Origin of the sequence: Mycobacterium cookii (assembly GCF_010727945.1) — a bacterium.
GTDB classification, from domain to species: Bacteria; Actinomycetota; Actinomycetes; order Mycobacteriales; family Mycobacteriaceae; genus Mycobacterium; species Mycobacterium cookii.
Genome location: NZ_AP022569.1, coordinates 883742 through 902292 on the forward strand (window position 1 = coordinate 883742; position 18551 = coordinate 902292).

At 66.7% G+C, this 18551-nt stretch carries 13 protein-coding genes and 1 pseudogene; 10 read left to right on the forward strand and 4 right to left on the reverse strand.

Annotated features, from left to right (window positions below):
* Positions 1-19: 19 nt before the first annotated feature.
* Positions 20-1034 (reverse strand): annotated as a pseudogene (locus G6N27_RS04260) (DNA topoisomerase IB).
* Between the two features lie 127 nt (positions 1035-1161).
* Here G6N27_RS04260 and G6N27_RS04265 point away from each other — a divergent pair.
* The 4 genes from G6N27_RS04265 to G6N27_RS04280 all read left to right on the forward strand — a co-directional run bounded on the left by G6N27_RS04265 (position 1162) and on the right by G6N27_RS04280 (position 4837).
* Positions 1162-1725, forward strand: a complete 564-nt coding sequence (locus tag G6N27_RS04265) for a hypothetical protein (RefSeq protein ID WP_163775224.1) — start codon at positions 1162-1164, stop codon at positions 1723-1725.
* A 95-nt stretch (positions 1726-1820) separates the two neighbouring features.
* Positions 1821-2249, forward strand: a complete 429-nt coding sequence (locus tag G6N27_RS04270; RefSeq protein WP_163775225.1) for a type II toxin-antitoxin system Rv0910 family toxin — start codon at positions 1821-1823, stop codon at positions 2247-2249.
* A 68-nt stretch (positions 2250-2317) separates the two neighbouring features.
* Complete coding sequence (locus tag G6N27_RS04275) at positions 2318-3622, forward strand: NAD(P)/FAD-dependent oxidoreductase (RefSeq protein WP_163775226.1); 1305 nt, start codon at positions 2318-2320, stop codon at positions 3620-3622.
* 45 nt (positions 3623-3667) lie between these two features.
* Positions 3668-4837, forward strand: coding sequence for a glycosyltransferase (locus G6N27_RS04280; protein WP_163775227.1), 1170 nt, complete (start codon positions 3668-3670; stop codon positions 4835-4837).
* Here the strand turns inward: G6N27_RS04280 and G6N27_RS04285 are convergent.
* The 3 genes from G6N27_RS04285 to malQ are packed head-to-tail and all read right to left on the reverse strand — an operon-like array spanning position 4834 to position 8342.
* Positions 4834-5295: a nuclear transport factor 2 family protein gene (locus G6N27_RS04285; protein ID WP_163781319.1), complete on the reverse strand. Its 462-nt coding sequence runs from the start codon at positions 5293-5295 to the stop codon at positions 4834-4836. The genes G6N27_RS04280 and G6N27_RS04285 overlap by 4 nt on opposite strands.
* Positions 5292-6173 carry an LLM class F420-dependent oxidoreductase gene (locus tag G6N27_RS04290; protein WP_163781321.1) on the reverse strand — a complete coding sequence of 294 codons (882 nt, stop codon included), beginning with the start codon at positions 6171-6173 and terminating at the stop codon, positions 5292-5294. The genes G6N27_RS04285 and G6N27_RS04290 overlap by 4 nt, the downstream gene beginning before the upstream one ends.
* Positions 6174-6194: 21 nt before the next feature.
* Positions 6195-8342 (reverse strand): 4-alpha-glucanotransferase, encoded by a 2148-nt coding sequence (malQ, locus tag G6N27_RS04295; RefSeq protein ID WP_163775228.1) that lies wholly within the window; start codon positions 8340-8342, stop codon positions 6195-6197.
* 305 nt (positions 8343-8647) lie between these two features.
* Here malQ and eccB point away from each other — a divergent pair, with 305 nt between their 5' ends.
* The 6 genes from eccB (at position 8648) to G6N27_RS04325 (ending at position 18543) form a co-directional block, all read left to right on the forward strand.
* Positions 8648-10156: a type VII secretion protein EccB gene (gene eccB, locus G6N27_RS04300; RefSeq protein ID WP_163775229.1), complete on the forward strand. Its 1509-nt coding sequence runs from the start codon at positions 8648-8650 to the stop codon at positions 10154-10156.
* Positions 10153-14343 carry a type VII secretion protein EccCa gene (eccCa, locus tag G6N27_RS04305; protein ID WP_163775230.1) on the forward strand — a complete coding sequence of 1397 codons (4191 nt, stop codon included), beginning with the start codon at positions 10153-10155 and terminating at the stop codon, positions 14341-14343. The genes eccB and eccCa overlap by 4 nt, the downstream gene beginning before the upstream one ends.
* A 198-nt stretch (positions 14344-14541) precedes the next feature.
* Positions 14542-14841 (forward strand): PE family protein, encoded by a 300-nt coding sequence (locus tag G6N27_RS04310; RefSeq protein WP_163775231.1) that lies wholly within the window; start codon positions 14542-14544, stop codon positions 14839-14841.
* A gap of 14 nt (positions 14842-14855) precedes the next feature.
* Positions 14856-16064, forward strand: a complete 1209-nt coding sequence (locus tag G6N27_RS04315; protein ID WP_163781324.1) for a PPE family protein — start codon at positions 14856-14858, stop codon at positions 16062-16064.
* A gap of 380 nt (positions 16065-16444) precedes the next feature.
* The gene (locus G6N27_RS04320; protein WP_163775232.1) at positions 16445-17695 is read left to right on the forward strand and encodes a PPE family protein; all 1251 of its coding nucleotides are present in this window, start codon (positions 16445-16447) and stop codon (positions 17693-17695) included.
* 548 nt (positions 17696-18243) lie between these two features.
* Positions 18244-18543 (forward strand): PE family protein, encoded by a 300-nt coding sequence (locus G6N27_RS04325; protein WP_163775233.1) that lies wholly within the window; start codon positions 18244-18246, stop codon positions 18541-18543.
* Positions 18544-18551 lie beyond the last annotated feature (8 nt).

An 18551-nucleotide genomic window follows, 5' to 3' on the forward strand; every position in this document is an offset into this window, starting at 1 on the left:
CCCGGCAACGCGGTCGTCCTCAGCTGTGCCGCACACGTCTGATCATTCGCGCGGTGGCACGCTCGATGGTTTCACGCCGCGTCTCCGGTGTTCGTTGGCGCTTCGCCCGGCGCAGCGCAGAAGCGATCGTGAGGCCCTGCTCATAGGCCGACACCACCCGCGGATCCACGTACGAGCGCCGCGCGACGGCGGGTGTGTTGCCCAATTGCCCGGAGACCGCTCGCATCACGGCAGCTTCTTCTCGACGGCGAGCTGTCTTCGAGGTCGGCTCGCGCGCGATCGCGAACGCTTCGGCGGCCAGCACCGTGCCGTGCCATGTCCGCAGATCCTTGACGCTGAATTCCTCGCCCACCAGCTCGCGGAACCGCACGTTGAGGTCATCGGCATGCACCTCGGACCAGCCGCCCGAGGTTCGATAGGCCAGCAGCCGCGGAGTCGTCGTGTCGGCACGCAACAACGAGCGGACCGCGCTCAGCACCAGCGGATCGTCCAGCGAAACCGTGCGGCGCACACCGCTTTTGGCGGGGTAGTCGAAATCGACGCGGTCCCGCCGCAGCCGGACGTGGTCGCGCAGCAACGTCGACAGTCCATAGCTGCCGTTCTCCTCGACGTATTCCTCACCGCCGGCCCGGAAATAGCCCTGGTCGATCAAATGCTGCGCCAGCGCCAGCACGCGGTCGCCCCACGCCGCGGCCACGTAGATCGGTGAGCAGATGCAGGCGCCAATCCGGCAACTGCTTGGCCAGATTCATCGTCCGGTCGTACTTCTCCTCGGATCTTTCGGCTTGCCATCGCTCGTGATACACGTACTGGCGACGGCCTGCGGCGTCGGTGCCGACGGCCTGAATGTGACCGTTGGGATGCGGGGAAATCCACACGTTCTTCCAGGCAGGCGGGATCACCAGCGACTCGATTCGCGCCAACACCTCCGGGTCGTCGAGACAGTCACGGTGGGCATCGACATAGGAAAAACCGCGGCCGCGGCGGATGCGGCCCAGCCCGGGGCCGTCAACCACGCTCCTGCGCAGCCTCATGCCGTCAGGGCCCTCCGACCAGTGATCATCGGCACCGGTTACCCCCGGGCAGCCTTTGCCTAACCGTTGCATCGACACGACGCGATCAGTCGCCGACTTGGAAGACGACGTGAGACGGTATTCACTTATGCAGGGCCACGAGTACATCAGTTACGAGTCTTTTGGGCGGCACTTCTTCGAAGTGGCGGTGACCGAAGAGCGCGTCGGCGCCGCATTCGCCGCGATCGCGGGCAATCAATTCGACATGCCCCCGATGGTTCAGGGCCCGGGCAAAATCGCCAAAGTCAGCGCCAATGTCACGATCAAAGAGCCGAAGGTCACTCGGAACGTCGGCGACAGCATCACTTTCGACATCCACATCCCGCTGCTGATCGATTTACTGATCGACCTGCGAATCGACAAGCAGCGATTTCAGGTCGACGGCGATATCGCGTTGAGCGCCACCGCACGCGCCGCCGAGCCGTTGCTGTTGATCGTCGACGTCGCGAAACCCCGGCCGACGGATATCACCGTGCACGTGACGTCGAAAAGTATCCGGGGAGAGTTGTTGCGGATCGTCGCGGGCGTGGACGGAGAAATCCGTCGATTCATCGCGCTGTATGTCAACGAGGAAATTGATTCTCCGCAATCGCAAGCGGCGCAAATCATCGACGTGGCCGAGCAACTCGATCAGACCTGGACCGGTATCTGACGATCATCAGCTGCGCGGTTTATCGGGTGGCGCTGTCAGGGTATTCCCGCCCGACACCGCGGTCGGTGTTGCACCTCAGCAGAAAGCGAGACGACGTGGCACGAGTGGATGTCTCGACGACGTCGGATCTTTCGCCGGAGGCGGCGTGGAAGCTGGCGTCGGATCTGGGGCGATTCGGCGACTGGATGACGATTTTCGGCGGCTGGCGCAGCAACGTGCCCGCGACGATTGACAAGGGCACCCGCGTCTCGTCGCTCATCAAGGTCAAGGGATTCCGGAACGTCATCCACTGGGAAGTGACCCAATACGACGAACCCGACGCGATCGAACTGAGCGGTCGCGGGCGCGGCGGGGTTCGCATCACTGTCGCCATGGGGGTCACCGACAACGAGCCCGGCTCGACGTTCGACTTGACCGCCGATCTGAGTGGTGGCGTGCTCGGAGGGCCGGTGGGAAAGCTCGTAGCCCGAATCATCAAATCGGATGTACGTAAATCGGTGTGCAATCTGGCCGCCTTGGAATGACGTCGGACCGCTAAACTGGCCGCGGCGATGCTGGTTTGTGATCGCGGGTGGGTGGCTACAGGCAGATGGTGACGTCAGTAGTAATCGTAGGCAGCGGTTTCACCGGGTTCGAGTGTGCGCGGCGGCTGGCCCGGCTGCTGCGCAAAGACGACGTCGAGGTGACGATCATCTCCCCGGTCGACTACATGCTCTACACGCCGCTACTGCCGGACGTGGCCGGCGGTGTGGTGGATGCCCGGTTTGTCGCCATACCGCTGGCGGGCAGCCTGAAGCGTGTGCGCGCGATACGCGGCCGGGTGGACCACGTCGATCTGCAGGCGCACCGGCTGCAGTACACCGATCTCGAACAGCGCACCCGCGAACTGTCCTGGGATCGGTTGGTGTTGACCCCTGGTTCGGTGACCCGGCTGTTCGATATTCCTGGATTGGCCCAATACGCAAGGGGTTTGAAGTCGACCGCCGAGGCGCTTTACCTCCGCGATCACGTTCTGCAGCAACTGGAACTGTCCTGCCTGGAAGACGACGCCGAGCTCGCGCAGGCTCGCCGGACGATCGTCGTGGTCGGCGCGTCGTACTCCGGCACCGAACTCGTGTTGCAGCTCCGCGCGCTGGCCAACGCCGCCGCCAAGCAGATGAATTTCGACCCGGCCGCGGTGAAGTTCCTGCTGCTCGACGTTGCCGAACAAGTGATGCCCGAGGTCGGCGAGAAGCTGGGCAACCGCGCGCAACGGGTTCTGCGGCGGCGTGGGATTGACGTGCGACTGGGTATGACGCTCAACGAAGTCCATCCGGATCACGTCGTCCTCAGCGACGATTCGCGGGTGGCCGCGCACACCGTCGCGTGGGTGACCGGGGTGACCGCGGCTCCGCTGATCGAGACGCTGAACCTGCCGACCGAGAACGGCCGGTTGACGGTGCAGACCGATCTGTCGGTTCCCGGGCATCCCGACGTCTTCGCCGCCGGCGATGCCGCCGCGGTGCCCGACGTGACCCGGCCCGGCATGATCACCCCGCCGACGGCGCAGCACGCGACCCGCCAGGGAAAGACCTTGGCCAAGAACGTCGCCGCCAGCCTGGGTCGCGGCAAGAAGCGCGACTACAAACACCACGACATGGGGTTGGTCGTCGACCTGGGACCGCACCAGGCAGTGGCGAACCCCCTGAAAATCCCGCTGTCCGGCTTCCCGGCCAAGTGCGTGACCCGCGGCTATCACCTCTACGCCATCCCGCGAGGCGTCAACCGCTGGGCGGTGGCGCTCGCGTATCTGACCGACGCCCTCTTCGCGCGGTCGGTGGTGTCGCTGGGACTGTCCACCCAGAGCGACGCCCAATTCTCCAGCAGTGAAGGCATCCCGCTGCCGCAAGCCGGCTGACACGGCGGTCCGCCCGGCGCGCTCGTCGAGCGATAGGGTTCGCCGATGAAATGTGTGGTGGCCGGCTACGGCAGCCGCGGCGATGTGGAACCCTGCATCGCCGTCGCCGCTGAGCTGGCGCGCCGGGGTCACGACGTGCGCATGGCCGTCACAGTTCCACCGGAGATGCAGGCGTACGTCGCATCGGCGGGTCTGGTCGCTGTGCCCTACGGCCGGCATTGGCAGGATCTCTTGAGCGACAATGGTTTCACCAGCATGGTGGACAACCCGATGAGCGCGATCCCGCAAGCAATCGAATATGTGCACCAGACGCTTGCCGAGAAGTCCACGACGCTGGCGCCGTTGGCCGAGGGCGCAGACCTGATCGTGGCGGGGATGACCGAACAGACGCCGGCGGCCAATATCGCTGAGCTCCAACACATTCCCTTGGCAGCGCTGCACTTCTTCCCGTCGCAGATTCTCCACGAGGGATCGCCCGAATCCGGCGTGTATTCGCAGGCGCAACGGGCTCAGCGCCACGCGCTGGGACTGCCCGAGGTCGCTGAAGTTGCGCGGCCGCTGGAAATTCAGGCCTACGACAGACTCTGCGCGCCACGCCTCGCGGACGAGTGGGCAGGTGACGAGCTGCACCCCTTCGTCGGGGCGCTGACACTGGAGTTGCCAACGGCTACCGACGACGCCGTGCTCTCGTGGATGGCAGCCGGGTCACCACCTGTCTACTTCGGCTTCGGCAGCACGCCGGTCACGGCCCCGGCCGATATGGTCGCCGTGATCGAGGCGGCCTGCAGCCGAGTAGGTGTCAGAGCGTTGATCTGCCTGGGCTCAGATGATTCGAGCGCGATCGGGCATTCTGAGCACGTCAAGATTGTGCACGAGGTCAATCACGCGGCGGTGTTTCCCGCGTGCCGTGCGGTCGTGCATCACGGTGGCGCCGGCACGACGGCGGCCGGCCTACGCGCCGCAGTGCCGGCACTGATCCTGTGGAACGGACTCGACCAGCCGATGTGGGCAGCCGCCGTCACCCACATGGGAGTTGGTTTGAGACGGGGCTTTTCCGAATCGACGCTGGACTCGCTGACGGCAGACCTGAGACTGATCCTCGCCGAGCAGTACGCCGCGCGGGCCCGTGAGATCGCGCGTCTGATGGTCACTCCTGCCGAAAGCCTCACCCGGACCGTCGATCTGCTGGAACGGGCTGCGGGCCAACGGCTCTAGGGCCGTACCTGGCGCGCCGGGCGTGTCTCGATAGCGTCGATCGTCAAAGCCCGGCGCTGGATCCGCCACGAACCGGACTTGGCGCGCCGATACTCGTCGTCGTAGCGCAGATGCCACACCACATCACGAATCTCGTCGTCGTGCGCAATCCAGTGGTGGGCGATACACGCGATGCGCCCGCGAGCAGTGCCGGATCGCGGGTTGGCGTCATAGACTTCGCCCACGATCGCGTGCTGAGTGCGAATGGTGGCGGCGACGGTTGCCAACGCGTCGCCGATGGCGGCGCGTCCGCGATGATGGACAACCGGCTCCAAAGTCGATGGGGGATCGGGCAGCGTCAGCTCAGCGTCGTCGGTGAACAGCTCTGCAGCAGAACTGAAATGCCGATCGTCGACGAGGGCTGCGTAGCAGTGCACCAGGTCGCCGAGAGCAGCCCGGTCGGCGGCGTCCAGCATCAGGCAACCAAACGGAGCCGTTGGGCGCAAGCCGACAATTCGTCCCTGGCCTGGTCGAGATCAGTGATCGACGGCATGGCCAGTACCAGTCGGTCGGCGCCCTGAGCGGCCAGCCGCTGCGCACGTTCAGCGTCGATCTTGGCGACCGAATGACCCAGCGACACTTCGATTTCCGATGGATCCCGGCCGGCGGCGGCCGCCTCGTCGCGCATCAACGTCAGCAGGACCTCCAACTGCGACCCGGCCACGCCTAACGGCTGGAACCCGTCGCCGTAGCGTCCGGCCCGTCGGGCGGCCGCCTTGCTGTGCCCGCCAATGTGCACGGGAAGATGTTTGCCGGCAACCGGTTTCGGGCTGCATACGGCGTTGTCGAAATGAAAGAACTCGCCGTGGTGACTGGCACCCGCCGTGCTGACGTCCCATAGCGCCCGTAGGACGGCCAACTGCTCGTCGGCGCGGCGTCCCCGGCTTTCGAACACCGTGCCACAGGCCTCGATCTCCTCGCGCAGCCAGCCCACACCGACGCAGAGCCGAAGCCGGCCGTTCGACAGCGCGTCCACCGTCGCCGCGCGCTTGGCCAATACCACCGGATGGTGATTGGGCAGTACCAGAACGCCGGTCGCCAAGCCGAGCCGGTCGGTGTGAGCGGCCAAGAACGACAACAGATCCAGCGGGTCGGGTACGGGGCAGTCGGCCGCCAATTCCACCCGCCCGGACGGGTCGTAGGGGTAGACGCTGTCATAGCGGGTGGCCAGCACGGTGTGCTCGACCACGACAATCGATTCGAAGCCGCACTCTTCGAGGTGTCGCGCGAAGGCGGCCATCCACCGCGGGTCTGCGGTCACGCCGGCGGCGACGGGCGCGACCACGCCGAACTTCAACGTCTTCATGGCAATTCGACGCTAACAGGTCGCGGTCGGCTGGACCGCCGTCTGTGCACGCATGGCCTCGGCCAATGTGATCGCGCGGGGATCGCTGAACACGTCTTCGAGCAGCACCGGGCGACCATCGGGACCGCTGAGCGGCACCCGCCAGTTGGGGTATTCGTCGGTGGTGCCCGGCTGATTCTGGGTCCGCCGGTCGCCGACGGCGTCGGTCAGCGCCAATCCCAGCAAGCGCGACGGTGTGCGGCCCAGATACTTGTGCAGGGCGAGCACCGTCTCCTCGACATCGGCGTGCTTGGACAGCAGCCCGACCCGACGCAGCTCGGCGATCCAGGCCGCTCGCTCGGCCTCGGTCGCGGCGAACTCCTCGTCGACCGGCCGGGTCAGTAATCCCAGCGAATCCCGAAGGCGCACATGGTCACCGGCCAGATAGCCGGCCGTCGGCGGCAGGTCGTGAGTCGTCACCGACGACAGGCAGTATTCGCGCCAACGCTCGGCCCGCAGGGGACCGCCGGCACCGTCGCGGTCCTGTTCGAACCACAGGATCGAGGTGCCCAGCACGCCGCGTGCCCGCAGATAATCGCGGACCCACGGCTCGACCGTGCCGAGGTCCTCACCGACCACGAGCGCCGCGGCACGATGGGCTTCCAAAGCGACGATGCCGATCATCGCCTCGTGGTCGTAGCGCACGTAGGTCCCTTGAGTGGGCGCTTCGCCCTGCGGAATCCACCACAGCCGGAACAAACCGATGATGTGGTCGATGCGCACCCCGCCGGCGTGCCGCAGCACGCCGCGGATCAGCGCCCGAAATGGCTGGTATTCCAGCTCTTCGAGCCGGTCGGGGCGCCACGGCGGCTGCGACCAGTCCTGGCCCAACTGATTGAACTCATCGGGCGGCGCGCCGGCCGAGACCCCCAGTGCCAATGCCTCCTGCAGTGCCCAGGAGTCGGCCCCGTCCGGGTGCACACCGACGGCGAGGTCGTGCACGATGCCCAGCGGCATCCCGGCCGACAGTGCGCGCGACTGCGCGGTGGACAGTTGCTCGTCGAGTTGCCACTGCATCCAACGGTGGAAGTCGACCGCTGTTTGATGCTTGACGACGAATTCGGCGACGCCGTCGGCGCTGGGGTGGCGCACCGAGTCGGGCCATTGATGCCAGTCGCCGCCGTACTTCTCGGCCAGCGCGCACCAGGTGGCGAAGTCGTCGAGCGCAGGACCTTCGCGGTCGCAGTACGCCGCGTACGCCAATTCGCGACCGGCGGTGCGGGGAACCCGGTAGACCAGTTTCAGCGCCGCTCGCTTTGCCTTCCACGAGGCGTCGCGGTCGATGGAGTCCAGCGCGCCGGCGCGGTGCTGCACGTCTTTGCGCAGCCGCCGCACCCGGCTGCGTTTGCGCAGGTCGGCGAATTCCGGGATGGCCTCGACCCGGAGATACAGCGGGTTGACGAAGCGGCGCGAGGTCGGCAGATACGGCGACGGCTCCATCGGCTTGATGGGGTTGGCCGCGTGTAGGGGATTGACCAGCACGTACCCGGCCCCGTGCACCGACGCCGACCACACCGCAAGGTCGGTCAGGTCCGTGAGGTCTCCGACGCCCCAGGACTGCCGGGACCGCACGCTATATATCTGTGTCGCCAGCCCCCAGGTTCGGCGAGCGCCCAACCGCTCCGGCAGTCCCAGCCACGCCGGCGTCACGATCAGCGCAGCGCTGGTCTCGTCCGCCCCGGAACGCAGGAACACTCGGTGATAGCCCAGCGGGAGATCGTCGGGCAGCACGAAGCTGGCCTCGCCGATCGAGCGTCCATCGAGGTCGAAGGGCGCGGCGAAGTTGTCGACCTGGCGGATGCCGGTGCGGACGGTGCCGTCCTCCAGCTGCACCCACACCTCGGCGGGGTTGCCATGGGTGACGTGGACCCAGAACGACGTCGGCGCGCCGGCCCGCCCGAGGATGGTCGGCGGCAGCGGGCGCGACCAGTACGCACGGTCCTGAGCGGTCAGCGCCGCGGCCCGGTCCAGCTCGGTCGCCGCGCGGACACCGCACGCGGCAAGCACGGCTACCAGCGTGCTTTCCGGGACGTCAATTCGTCGGCCGCTCCAGTCCTCGTAGTCGGTGGCGATCCCGAACCGGCTTGCGAGTTCGGTCAACGACGGCGGCAGCTCGGTCATACAGCACATCTTCCTTGCCGAGATGACGTCGAAGCGACCCGAGTGTTCACCTCGGCGTCGCCTCTGAGGTGAGTTGGGTTTGCTCCGAGCCGTACGATGCGCAGCGGGGACCTCTTCGATTCCTTCTAACCCAATCAATGGCAGGTGACGGCACGTGGCGCAAAGCACTACCGGGGGGTACGCCAATGGCGGGTGCGTCCAGACATTCGCCTGGCGAGGTCGCCTAGGGTGCCCTACCGTTATCCGTGTGAATCGTGGGACTAGACGGCATTCAGGTGCCCGGTCGGCTTGGAGCGTGAACAAAAATGGCAGGTGACCAGCGAGGATCGGGTTATGGCCTCGGGCTGTCCACCCGAACTCAGGTAACCGGATACCAGTTCCTGGCGCGTCGAACCGCGATGGCGTTGACCCGCTGGCGGGTCCGGATGGAGATCGAGCCCGGCCGGCGCCAGACATTGGCTGTGGTCGCGTCTATCTCGGCTGCACTGGTGATCTGCCTGGGTGCCCTGCTGTACTCCTTCATCAGCCCGTCCGGGCAGCTGAACGACACACCGATCATTGCCGACCGTGATTCCGGGGCGCTTTACGTCCGCGTCGGCGACAAGCTGTATCCCGCGCTCAACCTCGCGTCGGCCAGGCTCATCGCCGGACGCGCGGACAACCCGCACAAGGTGCGCGCCAGCCAGATCGCCCAGCAGCCGCACGGGCCGCTGGTCGGTATCCCCGGTGCGCCGTCCGAGTTCTCCCCGACCACCCCGGCTACCTCGTCGTGGCTGGTGTGCGACTCGGTGGCACCGACCGCGGGCGTGGCCACATCGCCGGTCACCGTCACGGTGATCGACGGGACGCCCGACCTGTCCAGTCGCCGGCACGTGGTGAACGGCTCGGACGCCGTCGTTTTGCACTACGAGAAAGACACCTGGGTGATCCGCCAGGGTCGGCGGTCACGGATCGAGTCGATGAACCGGGCGGTGCTGCTGCCACTCGGTTTGACGCCGGAGAACGTCAGCCAGGCGAAGCCGATGAGCCGGGCGCTGTATGACGCCCTGCCCGTGGGTCCGGAACTGTCGGTGCCCAAGGTGCCCAACGCCGGCCAGCCCGCGGCTTTCGCCGGAGCACCCGGCCCGGTGGGCACCGTGATCGTGACGCCGCAAATCAGTGGGCCGCAACAGTATTCACTGGTGCTGAGCGAAGGGGTCCAGACGGTCAACCCGGTGGTCGCCCAAATCCTGCAGAACGCAGGGACACCGGCCGGTAACACGCCGATGGTGGTGGCGCCCGCGTCGCTGGCCAAGATGCCGGTGGTCAACGGTCTGGATTTGTCGGCCTACCCCGACGGTCCGCTGAACCCGGTGGATATGAAGGAAAACCCCGCGACGTGCTGGTGGTGGCAGAAGACCGCCGGCGAAGAGCGTGCGCGCATCCAGGTGATCTCCGGCCCGACCATCCCGGTGAGTGCCGGCTCGACCGACCAAGTTGTGTCGCTGGTCAAGGCGGACTCGTCCGGTCGCGAAGCCGATCGCGTGTACTTCGGCCCTGACTACGGCAACTGGGTCGAGGTGACCGGAAACGACCCGGGTTCGAGCACCTCCGAATCACTGTGGTGGCTGTCGAGTTCTGGTGTGCGCTTCGGCGTCGACAACACCCGCGACGCCCGTGCGGCACTGGGGCTGAACGCCAAGCCCAGTCCGGCGCCGTGGGTTGCGTTGCGGCTGTTGGCACCTGGACCCGCTCTATCCCGCGCCGATGCGCTGGTGCGCCATGACACCCTCCCGTCCGATATGAGCCCCGCAGAGTTGGTGGTACCGAAGTGAAGCAAGGTTTCGCACGCCCGACACCGGAACGGGCTCCGGCCGTCAAGCCGGAAAACATCGTCCTACCGACACCGCTGAGTGTTCCGCCGCCCGAAGGCAAGCCGTGGTGGCTGATCGTGGTCGGCGTGCTGGTCGTCGGCTTGCTCGTCGGCATGGTCGGCATGACCGTCGCCAACGGCTCGCGGATGTTCCTGGGCGCCGGCTCGATCTTCCCGATCTTCATGATCGGCGGCGTCGCGATGATGATGTTCGGCGGACGCTTCGGCGGCCAGCAGCAGATGAGCCGGCCCAAGCTGGACGCGATGCGTGCCCAGTTCATGCTGATGCTCGACATGCTGCGCGAGACCGCGAACGAGTCCGCCGACAGCATGGACGCCAACTACCGGTGGTTCCACCCGGAGCCGACGACGCTGGCGGCCGCGGTCGGATCGCAGCGGATGTGGGAGCGCAAGCCTGACGGCAAGGACCTCAACTTCGGCGTCGCCCGGATCGGTGTCGGCATGACCCGTCCCGAGGTGACCTGGGGGGAGCCGCAGAACATGCCGACCGACATCGAGCTGGAGCCGGTGACCGGTAAGGCGCTGCAGGAGTTCGGCCGCTACCAGAGCGTCGTCTACAACCTGCCCAAGATGGTGTCGCTGCTCGTCGAGCCGTGGTACGCGCTGGAAGGCAATCGCGACCAGGCCCTGGGCCTCATGCGGGCCATCATCTTGCAGCTGGCGTTCTCGCACGGCCCCGACCACCTGCAGATGATCGTGGTCACCTCCGACATGAGCAAGTGGGACTGGGTCAAGTGGCTGCCGCACTTCGGCGACCCGCGCCGCCGCGACGCGGCCGGCAACGCTCGCATGGTGTACGGATCAGTGCGCGAATTCGCCGCTGACCAAGCCGAATTGTTCGCCGGCCGTGGATCTTTCACGCCGCGGCACGCCAGCTCGTCGGCCGAGACCCCGACGCCGCACCACGTGATCATCGCCGATGTCGACGACCCGCAGTGGGAGTACGTGATCAGCGTCGACGGTGTCGACGGTGTGACGTTCTTCGACTTGACCGGTTCGGCGCTGTGGACGGGCAACCCGGAGCGAGTGCTGCACTTCACCAACGACATCGGCGTGATCGAGGCATTGCCTCGTGACCGCGATACCTGGATGGTGATCGACGACAACCGGTGGTTCTTCGCCCTTGCCGACTACGTCACCGAGTCCGAGGCTGAGCAGTTCGCACAGCGGGTTGCCCGCTGGCGGCTGGCCGAGGCCTACGAGGAGATCGGGCAGCGAGTCGCGCAGATCGGCGCCCGCGACATCCTGTCCTACTACGGCATCGACGATCCGTCGGAGATCGACTTCGATTCACTGTGGGCCAGCCGGCGCGATGCGCTCACCAGCCGCTCGCGGCTGCGGGTGCCGTTCGGAAACCGTTCAGACAACGGCGAGTTGCTGTTCTTGGACATGAAGTCCCTCGACGAGGGCGGTGACGGCCCGCACGGCGTCATGTCAGGAACCACCGGTTCGGGTAAGTCGACTCTGGTGCGTACCGTGCTCGAGTCGCTGATGCTGTCGCATCCGCCGGACGAGCTGCAGTTCGTGCTGGCCGACCTCAAGGGTGGTTCGGCGGTCAAGCCGTTCGCCGGTGTGCCGCACGTGTCGCGCATCATCACCGACCTCGAGGAAGACCAGGCGCTCATGGAGCGCTTCCTGGACGCGCTGTGGGGTGAGATCGCCCGGCGAAAGGCGGTCTGTGACAACGCCGGTGTCGACGACGCCAAGGAATACAACGAAATGCGCTCCCGGATGCGCGCTCGCGGACAGGACATCCCGCCGCTGCCGATGCTGGTGGTCGTGATCGACGAGTTCTACGAGTGGTTCCGGATCATGCCGACCGCCGTCGACGTGCTCGACTCGATCGGCCGGCAGGGTCGTGCCTACTGGATCCACCTGATGATGGCGTCGCAGACCATCGAGAGCCGGGCCGAAAAACTCATGGAGAACATGGGTTACCGGTTGGTGCTGAAAGCGCGCACCGCCGGTGCGGCCCAGGCGGCCGGTGTTCCCAACGCCGTCAACCTGCCTGCACAAGCCGGTCTGGGTTACTTCCGGAAGAGCCTCGACGAGATCATCCGCTTCCAGGCCGAGTTCTTGTGGCGCGACTACCGCCGCGGCATCTCCTACGACGACGATGGTCCGGCGATGTTGACCCACACCGTGGATTACATTCGGCCGCAACTGTTCACGACCGGCTTCACGCCGATCGAGGTCAGCGTCACCGGACCTGACGACTTCGACGCACTCACCAACGGCGACGGCCACAGCGGCAATGGTGAGGTGTTCGGCACCAACGGAGCGAGTGCGCCCGAAGAGGACGAAGAGCAAGAAGCGATCCGGACGCCCAAGGTCGGTACCGTGATCATCGATCAACTTCGCCGGATCGACTTCCAGCCCTACCGGTTGTGGCAGCCGCCGCTGGACCAGCCGATCTCGATCGAGACACTGGTCAACCGCTTCCTCGATCACCCATGGCAAGAGGAGTACGGGACAGCGCGCAACCTGGTGTTCCCGGTCGGCATCATCGACCGGCCGTTCAAACACGACCAGCCGCCGTGGACGGTCGATGTGTCCGGGCCCGGTTCCAACGTGTTGATCCTCGGTGCCGGTGGATCGGGCAAGACCACCGCGTTGCAGACGCTGATCACCTCGGCCGCGCTGACCCACACTCCCGAGCAGGTGCAGTTCTACGTCCTGGCGTACAGCAGCACCGCGCTGACAACGGTGGCCAGGCTGCCGCACGTCGGCGAGGTGGTCGGGCCGACCGACCCGTACGGCGTCCGCCGCACCGTCGCCGAGCTGCTGGCGCTGCTGCGCACCCGCAAGCACACCTTCCTCGAGTTCGACGTTCCGTCGATGGAGGTGTTCCGGCGCCGCAAGTTCGGCGGTGAGGCGGGACGCGTTCCGAACGACGGCTTCGGTGACGTCTTCCTGGTGATCGACAACTACCGGGCGCTCGCCGAGGAGAACGAGGTGTTGATCGAGCAGGTCAACCAGATCATCAACCAGGGACCGTCGTTCGGTATCCACGTGGTGGTCACGGCCGACCGCGAATCCGAGCTGCGGCCGCCGGTGCGCAGTGGGTTCGGATCCCGGATCGAGCTGCGTCTGGCCGCGGTCGAGGACGCCAAGCTGGTGCGGTCGCGGTTCGCCAAGGATGTTCCGGTCAAGCCGGGTCGCGGCATGGTCGCGGTGAACTACGTCCGACTGGACAGCGACCCGCAATCCGGTCTGCACACCCTGGTGGCCCGGCCGGCGCTCGCCGACACTCCGGACAATGACTTCGCGTCCGACAGCGTCGCCGCGGCGGTCAGCCAGGTGGCGGTCACCCAGGCACCTCCGGTTCGCAGGCTGCCCGCGAAGTTCGGGCTGGACCAGGTCCGCGCGCTGGCTCAAAACGACAAGCGCCAGAACGTCGGCGTCGGTGGAATCGCCTGGGCCATCAACGAACTGGACCTGCAGCCGGTGTACCTCAACTTCGCCGAGAACGCCCACCTGATGGTGACGGGTCGACGCGAATGTGGCCGCACCACCACGCTCGCGACGATCATGGCCGAGATCGGCCGGGTCTACGCGCCGGGAGCCAGCATCGCTGCCCCGACGACAAAACCGTCGGCGCAGGTGTGGCTGGTCGACCCGCGTCGTCAACTGCTGACCACGCTGGGCACCGACTACGTCGAGAAGTTCGCCTACAACCTCGACGGCGTCTCGGCCATGATGAACGAACTAGGCGAGGTGCTGGCCCGTCGTGAGCCGCCGCCGGGCCTGTCCGCGGAAGAGCTGTTGTCCCGCGCGTGGTGGAGCGGTCCGGAGATCTTCCTGATCATCGACGACGTCCAGCAGCTGCCGCCCGGCTTCGATTCACCGCTGCAGCGGGCCGCGCCGTGGGTCACACGGGCAGCCGACGTCGGCCTGCACGTGATCGTCACCCGGACCTTCGGTGGATGGTCGTCGGCCGGTAGCGACCCGATGCTGCGGGCACTGGCTCAGGCCAACGCACCGTTGCTGGTGATGGACGCCGACCCCGACGAGGGCTTCATCCGCGGAAAGATGAAGGGTGGGCCGCTGCCGCGCGGCCGTGGTCTGCTGATGGCCGAAGACACTGGTGTCTTCGTTCAGGTGGCAGCCACCGACTTGCGCCGGTAGGCGTCTCTGACGAAGGTCCCTCCGCCCGGTCGGGCGGGGGGACCTTCGTTGTTGGCGGGGGAGTGCGCGCTCTGCGGCCCGACGGTCCAGCCGGACGTTTCATAGCCGGCGCATAGCTTCGCCATGTTTGCCGCCCATCTTGCCTAGTTAACGTCTCTAACTAGTGACAGGTGTGGGCTGATGCGAAGGGAGCGCCGGATGTCATTTGTCAGCACCCGACCAGACGAATTGACCGCGGCCGCAGAGAATCTGCAGGGCATCGGTGCGACCCTGACCGCGCAGAATGCCGCCGCCGCGGCTCCGACGACGGGCGTGCTGCCCGCGGCGGCCGACGAGGTATCCGCGCTGACCGCTGCCCAGTTCGCCACACACGCCGAGATGTATCAGGCGATCAGCGCCCAGGCAGCGGCCATCCACGACATGTTCGTCGACACGCTCGGCGTCAGCGCCGGCTCCTACGCAGCCGTCGAGGCCGCCAACGCGGCCGCGGCGGGCTAAGGCGTTGTCTCGTGCTGGATTTCGGAGCTCTACCACCGGAGATCAACTCCGGACGCATGTATGCCGGCCCGGGGCCGGGCTCGATGCTCGCCGCGGCTACGGCCTGGCAATCGTTGGCCGATGAGCTGACGTCCGCGGCGGCCGGCTACCGCTCGATCGTCTCGACGCTGTCCGGCGGGGCGTGGACCGGCCCCAGTTCGACGGCGATGGCCGCGGCCGCCGCCCCCTACGTGACTTGGCTCAGCGCCACCGGAGATCAGGCACAGCAGACCGCCGCGCAAGCCGCCGCCGCGGCCAGCGCCTACGAAACCGCCTTTGCCGCGACGGTTCCGCCGCCGCTCATCGAAGCGAACCGGAGCCTGCTGGCGGCGCTCGTGGCGACCAACGTCCTCGGGCAGAACACCCCGGCGATTGCTGCGGCGGAGGCGCTTTATGGCGAGATGTGGGCCCAGGACGCCGCCGCCATGTACGGCTACGCCGGCGCCTCGTCGACGGCTTCGCAAGTCACACCGTTCACAACACCGCCGAAGACCACCAATTCCAGCGGTCCGTTGAGCCAGTCCGCCGCGGCCGCCCAATCCGTGGGCACCGCCAGCGGCACCGATGTCGAGACGCTGATGTCGTCTGGCCCGCAAGCGATTTCCGGAATGCCTCAGGCCCTGCAAAGCCTGGCGTCCCCGCAGAGCCTGGACAGCGTCGCATCGACCGCCACCGCGACCGGTACCTCATCGTCGTCGACATCGGCGATGTCGATGCTGAATGAACTCAGCACGCCGCTGAGACTGGCATCGATGCCGATGAGCATGCTGTCGAAATTGTTCACGGCGGGCAGCACGGCCACCGCCGCCAAAGCCGCGACCACGGCCGCCAACGAGTTGGGGGCGGCCCACGCCGTCGGCCTCGCGTCGAGTCCCGCCGCGCTGGGTTCGACGGGCTTCGGCGCCGGCGCGCCGGCCCTCTCGGCGGGTATGGGCCGGGCCACGTCGATCGGTCCGTTGTCGGTGCCGTCCGCCTGGACCGGTGCGGCGCCGTCGGCGTTTCCCGCCGGGACGGCGATGCACCTCGGCGCCACTTCCGCCATCCCTGCGGCGCCGGCGGCTGCGCATTCGGCCTTGCCGCCGATGATGCCGGTGGCCAACATGGGCGGACAAAAGGGCGCCGGAACACCGACCCGATTCGAGCTCCGCTCGACTGTGATCCCGTTCACGCCGGCTGCCGGCTAACGGCCGTACTGCGGCTACCCGGTAGCGCAGAACCAAACATTGAACGAACAACAGTTGATCGCGGATGAACTTTCTTTGTAGAGGAATGAATAGTCGGCATCGTCGTGGCCGATCGCCCGCGCCGCCATCTAAGTTCTCAACCAGCGACTGTTCAGCGATGAGCATCGGCGCTCAATGTTGTTGACGCTCAGGGTTACCGAGTACAGAAAGCACACGTCGTCTGTGGCCACATACCGCGCTCTGCGCAACGCTATCGATCGGGCGGTCGACCACCAGCGCCCGCCGACTGCTGACCAGCTCATGACAACGCCGCGCACCGCCGCCCCCGCGCGACGGCTGACGGGGCGACGCAACTTTGGCTTGTTTACGGAGGGTTTCTAGTGCTTGATTTCGGGCTGTTGCCGCCGGAGGTCAATTCAGGTCGGATGTATTCCGGTCCCGGTCCTGGGCCGATGCTGGCGGCCTCCGAGGCTTGGGACAGCCTGGCCGCGGAGTTGGGTTTCGCCGCCGCCGGCTACACCTCAGCTGTTACGGAGCTGACGAGCAACGCGTGGGTAGGCCCGACATCGGTGGCGATGACGGCCGCGGTCACTCCCTACATCGATTGGATGACCACGACGGGCGCGCAGGCCGAAGAGACGGCCAACCAAGCTCGCGCGGCAGTCGCCGCATACGAGGCGGCGTTCGCGATGACGGTGCCGCCGCCGGTGATCGCGGCCAACCGTGCGCTGCTGGCCGCTTTGGTGGCAACCAACTTTCTCGGTCAGAACACTCCCGCGATCATGGCCACCGAGGCCCTGTACATCGAGATGTGGGCACAGGACGCCGCCGCCATGTACGGCTACGCCGGCGCCTCGCAGGTCGCCTCGACCGTGACGCCGTTCACCGCGCCGCCCCAGACGACCAACCCCGAGGGGGCGAGCAGCCAGGCCAGCGCGGCGGCCAATGCCGCTGCCACGCCGGCCGGCCAAGCGGCGACGGTGGCGCAGAACGCGGCCTCGATAGCGCCGTCCGCGACCACTCAGACGGCCGCGTCCACCGCGGCGCCCGTGGCGACCCCCCCAACGACGCTGGGCGCCTGGCTCGAGACACTGTGGCAAAACACCATCACGAACTTCCCGACCGGCGGTTGGGGCGTGGGCCTGACGGGCGGAACGTCGGGCAACCTGAACACGATGCGGCAGATCCTCCAGGCCTACTTCGCGGTCGGTCTCGCAAACTTCGGCTACGGCATCGGCCAGCAGACGATTACCCCCGCCCAGGCAACGGCACTAGAGCAAGGGCTTGGCTTGATGCCTAAGCCTGTGGCAGCACTTCCCCCCATCGGCGGCACCGCAGGCGTCAGCGGCGCACCGTTTACGGCCAGCAGCGTGTCGGCCAGTTTGGGCGAGGCGAACGCTCTCGGTCGGCTGTCGGTGCCCGCGAGTTGGCAAGGATCGATGCCCACGGAGACGGTGGAGGCCCGGCTGGTCAGCTCCGCGCGGCCTGTCGCGCCGTCGGCGAATGGAATCCTCAACGGTGTTCCGATGTCGGGGGCCGGCGCCGGTATGGGTCGCCAGGGCACCGCCGCCTACACCGTCAAATACGGGGTCCGGCACGCCGTGATGACCAAGCCGCCCGCAGGCGGCTGACGGCGAGCGAGAGTCGATCGACCCGACTCAGACATTGCGCGGCAAGGCATTTCAGGTCCCCTGTGCGCACCGCACCACCCGCCAACGGAATTGCCCTGTCTTCCGATTCACGGCCCCGCCCCAGCGCTTGCGGTGGGTGGCTCGCGTGTCAAAAGCCTTTTAGGCGTAGCGATTTCACGCTCGAGGTCCTTGGGCGGCTCGGCGTGCTTACGCCCAACCGAGGGGCAGCCAGCTCCGCGCGATGTACTGAAAGTCCTTGTGGCTGAGGCCCGCTACCACGATCTGCACGATGCCCAGCTGCAGTCGCGACACCCGCGACGGGCCTGAACCACGGCACGTTTCAGTAGCCGGTCGGATTGAAACGTTACCGCAGGTGGAAGGTTTGTCGAACGCGGGATGAACGGCCGATATCGAGGGGTGAATACTGGTCGTCCAGGCGTGAACAGTTTGGTCGGGAGGGCCTTTATCCGAGCGTGACCATCTAATCTTTCAACCGAACGACCTTGCCCGAGGTCGTAGATGCGCTCGGTTATTTAGGAGGAGACCGGATGTCGTTCGTGACCACACAGCCGGAAGCACTATCGGCAGCGGCCACCAGCCTGCAGGGGATTGGCTCAGGGCTCAACGCCCAGAACGCCGCTGCGGCGGGTCCCACCACAGGAGTGGTTCCCGCTGCCGCGGACGAGGTTTCGGCTCTGACGGCGGCCCAGTTCGTTGCTCACGCGCAGATGTACCAGGCCGTGAGTCAGCAGGCTGCAGCCATCCACGAGATGTTCGTCAACACGTTGGGCACCAGCGCCGGTTCCTACGCAGCCACCGAGGCCGCCAACGCGGCTGCGGCCGGCTAGGAGGCTTT

Bases quoted from the DNA above. Each gene is read 5' to 3' on its own strand.
- G6N27_RS04310 (WP_163775231.1), top strand. From the start codon at position 14,542: ATGTCATTTGTCAGCACCCGACCAGACGAATTGACCGCGGCCGCAGAG.
- G6N27_RS04280 (WP_163775227.1), top strand. From the start codon at position 3,668: ATGAAATGTGTGGTGGCCGGCTACGGCAGCCGCGGCGATGTGGAACCC.
- G6N27_RS04325 (WP_163775233.1), top strand. From the start codon at position 18,244: ATGTCGTTCGTGACCACACAGCCGGAAGCACTATCGGCAGCGGCCACC.
- malQ (WP_163775228.1), bottom strand. From the start codon at position 8,342: ATGACCGAGCTGCCGCCGTCGTTGACCGAACTCGCAAGCCGGTTCGGG.
- G6N27_RS04265 (WP_163775224.1), top strand. From the start codon at position 1,162: ATGCAGGGCCACGAGTACATCAGTTACGAGTCTTTTGGGCGGCACTTC.
- eccB (WP_163775229.1), top strand. From the start codon at position 8,648: ATGGCAGGTGACCAGCGAGGATCGGGTTATGGCCTCGGGCTGTCCACC.